This is a genomic window from Vibrio sp. 2134-1, assembly GCF_033339495.1.
In genome coordinates this window covers 1-510 of sequence record NZ_JAWOUS010000991.1, presented here as the reverse complement: position 1 = coordinate 510, position 510 = coordinate 1, and the positions used below count along the sequence as shown (strand labels likewise).

The following is a 510-nucleotide window of genomic DNA, read 5'->3' as shown; positions in this document are numbered from 1 at the left end:
AGCTGTCGCTACTTGCGTGTTTGAATCGTTGATGTTCGCAACAGATTCTGTAATACCGATCAACGCATCGTTCGCTTGCTGAGTCAGCTCGTTGTTACGAGTTAACATTTCTAGGCTAACTTGCATGCTGTCGTTAGCAAGGCCAGATTGCGCTTGTAGCTCTTCAATGATTGTTGAGATTTCTTGCGTTGAATCTTGAGTACGTGCCGCTAGCATACGAACTTCATCCGCTACTACAGCAAAACCACGACCAGATTCACCAGCACGTGCAGCTTCAATCGCTGCGTTCAACGCCAACAAGTTCGTTTGTTCAGATACACCGCGAATCACTTCGATAACATCGTTGATCTGTACTGATTGCTCTTTTAGACGCAGTACAACTTGCGCGGCATCGTTCAATGCCTGAGACATTTGCGCGCTTGCGTCTGCACTTTCTTGGAAGATAGCCAAACCAGATTGCGCTAGACCGTCCGCTTCGCGTGCTGTCGCATCAGCAGAGGTCGCATTGTC

General features: G+C 48.4%; 1 protein-coding gene. It reads right to left on the bottom strand.

The features are described 5' to 3' along the window. On the bottom strand, positions 1 to 510 hold a 510-nt coding region (locus tag R7R78_RS29645), incomplete at both ends, for a methyl-accepting chemotaxis protein (RefSeq protein ID WP_225475032.1).